Origin of the sequence: Micromonospora endophytica (assembly GCF_003236305.1) — a bacterium.
Taxonomy (GTDB): Bacteria; Actinomycetota; Actinomycetes; order Mycobacteriales; family Micromonosporaceae; genus Micromonospora; species Micromonospora endophytica.
In genome coordinates this window covers 1-2,385 of sequence record NZ_POTX01000430.1, presented here as the reverse complement: position 1 = coordinate 2,385, position 2,385 = coordinate 1, and the positions used below count along the sequence as shown (strand labels likewise).

Annotated in this window: 2 protein-coding genes; both read right to left on the bottom strand. The window is 71.6% G+C overall.

Going from position 1 to position 2,385, the window contains the following annotated elements:
* Nucleotides 1-43 precede the first annotated feature (43 nt).
* Entirely contained in the window at nt 44-1,060 is a 1,017-nt protein-coding gene (locus tag C1I93_RS30150) for a GNAT family N-acetyltransferase (protein ID WP_111246628.1), read from the bottom strand.
* 72 nt (nt 1,061-1,132) lie between these two features.
* Nucleotides 1,133-2,385, bottom strand: a 1,253-nt coding sequence (locus tag C1I93_RS30145) for a lytic murein transglycosylase (protein ID WP_258378383.1), incomplete at its 5' end; no start/stop codon positions are given.

The window sequence follows — 2,385 nt, the reverse complement described above, 5'->3', positions numbered from 1 at the left end:
CCCCCGAACCCCGATGCCGGGAGCTACTGAACGCCGCCTACGGTCAGCGGGAGCTGTCGAGGCGGTGGACCAGTTCGGCCACGTCGATGCTGTATTCGCACCAGTCCCGGTCGGGACGGTAGCCCAACTCGGCGTTGACCTTGAGCATCGCCTCGTTGGCCTGGGCGTTCCACGTCTGGACCTCGGTCAGCTGCGGCTCGGCCGACCGCAGTTCCAGCAGCATCCGCGCCTTGATCGCACGGTCGATTCCGTAGCCACGGTGGTCCTGCACCACGATGGTGTCGTACTGGTCGGCACGGGTCGGGTGCTGGGCCGGCACCACCACCTCGGTCAGGCCGGCCACCTCGCCGGTCTGCTCATGCAGCGCGAGCACGATGTACGGCTTCATGCCCCGCCGATGCAGGCAGTCCAGGCTGTCGCGGAGCCGCTGTGGGTCGTACGAGCTGGGCCGCAGTTCACCGTCCTCGACCTCCCGCAACTCGGCCTTTGCCCGCGCGTACGCCTCGATCAGCTCATCCGGTGGGCCGCCGGGGTGGAACTGCACGTGGTAGCCCGCCCCGACGCCGGTGGACATCTCGGCCAACTCGCTCCAGTGGACGCTCGACAGGTCGAGCACGCTGCGGGTCTCGACGTACTCACGACTGAAGCCGAGTGACTCGTAGAAGCCGACGGCGGGGGTGTCACCCACCACCTCGACCCCTATCGACTCGAAGCCCTCCTGATAGACCCGGCGGGCGGCGCGCAGGACCAGGTCCCGGCCGAGGCCACCGCGCCGCACGGAGGGGTGCACCAGCACCTCCAGCACGCCGATGCTGCCGAGCAGCAGCACGTGCACATGACCCAGGATGGCGCCGGGCGTCCCGTCCACGGCGGGCTCGGCCTGTGCCACCCATGAGATCCGCCGTTCGCCCGGCATCACCTCGGCGAGATATTCCCGCAGGCAACTCTCCCGCCACTGCGGATCCTGCGGGAGATCGGCCGCCAGGACCGCGTTCAGCGTGTCCAGCAGCGACGCGATCTCGGCGGACGACGCGGTCCTGGGGTCCCACTCGCGCACCATCACCCGTCTAGCTTGCCGTCAATGGCAGCCTGGGGGAAGTGTCCAGTTCTCCAATGTATGCGGACGATCACTTCAGGCGCGACTGGCCTGTCCGTACCGGTTGGCGGTATCAAAGACCTCCTGGGCGTACCTGCGAACATCGTTGTACGACAGGATGGCGTTCCACCAGTCACCCGGAATGGTGAGATTTCGGCCGCCCTTGCAGAGATACTTGCCGGCGGCGAGGGCCGCGTCGTGGAGGTTGTGCGGGTCCTTGCGGCCATCGTTGTCCGCGTCCGCGCCGATCTCGTCCCAGGTGGTCGGGATGAACTGCATCGGGCCGATCGCCCGGTCGTATGTGGTGTCCCCGTCCAGCTCGCCCCGATCCGTGTCGGCGATCCGCATCCGGCCACCCTCACCGTCGAGCGGCAGCCCGATGATCTCCGGAGTCGCCCGCCCGTCCGGGCCCAGTTGCGCGTTGTTGGCCTGCCCGTGGCGGGACTCGACGAAGCCGATCGCCGCCAGAGTGGTCCAGCTCAGGCCGCAGGCCCGTTCGGTCTCGGCGAGCACCAGCTCGGCGTAGCCGTACGCCTGCATGGCGATCGGGTCGATGCCGACCTTGGCGCCGACCTCGCGGGCCCAGCCGGCCAGGGCGTCGGAGGGGCGTCCGGCGGCCAGCGCGTTCGTGGGCGTCGCGCCCGGCGGCAGCGAGACACCCGGCGGCAACGTCGCGTTCGGCGGCGGGACGGCACCGGGCGGGGGTGCGTCGGTGGCTGCCGGATCCCCGGGCGCCGCGGAGCCACCGACGGCGACCGGCCGCGACGCGCCGAGGGTGGCCGGTACCAGCAGCCCGCCGGCCGCCGCGGTCGCCGCCACCAGGACGAGCAGGAAGAGTCCCGGCAGGGTCAGCCGGCCGGCGGGCCGCCGCGACCAGGCCCGGGTCGCCCGCGCCGCCGTGCGCGGCCCAGGCAGGCGTACGGCGTGCGCGAAGCGCACCCGGCGTCGACGGGCTCCCGGTGCCGCACCGTCCGGGGTGGACTCGGCCGGCCCTCCCTCGGCCTCGCTGGTTGCCGCCGCATCGGCCCCGGAAGCGGCCTGCTTGTCGGTGGCCTTGGCGGTGGGTGCCGGCTCGTCGGCGTTGGCGGCCTGCTTGTCGGTGGCCTTGGCGGTGGGTGCCGGCTCGTCGGCGTTGGCGGCCTGCTTGTCGGTGGCCTTGGCGGTGGATGCCGGCTCGTCGGCGTTGGCAGTTGGTGTGTCGGCCTTGGTAGCCGGCTTGTCGGCCTTCTCGGCGGTGGGCGCGGGGGCGTCACCCTTGGCTGCCTGCTCGTCAGCGCTGGTGCTGGCTG